Source organism: Pantoea sp. SIMBA_079 (genome assembly GCF_046940275.1).
GTDB classification, from domain to species: Bacteria; Pseudomonadota; Gammaproteobacteria; order Enterobacterales; family Enterobacteriaceae; genus Pantoea; species Pantoea borealis.
Window position 1 is genome coordinate 1 of record NZ_JAWRYR010000732.1, and the last position, 246, is coordinate 246.

The window sequence follows — 246 nt, forward strand, 5'->3', positions numbered from 1 at the left end:
GCCGCCAGGCAGGTGGCGATGCGACGAGGCAACTCGCCTGGCTGGCCGACGCGGTCGTCGATGTCGTGTTGACCCTGGTGACGCGCGAGATGACCGCCGCGCACGGCAGCCTGCCCGGGGCGCGTTTCGCGATCATCGGCTACGGCAGCCTGGGCGGCGAGGAACTCGGGTTCGGTTCGGATCTGGATCTCGTGTTCCTGCACGACACGCCGGCCGATGCGCAGTCCGATGGTGCGCGCCCACTCG

General features: G+C 70.3%; 1 protein-coding gene. It reads left to right on the forward strand.

Annotated elements, in window-relative coordinates; genetic code table 11:
• A partial coding sequence (locus tag SB719_RS21885) for a hypothetical protein (RefSeq protein WP_412159993.1) occupies positions 1-246 on the forward strand: 246 nt, incomplete at both ends.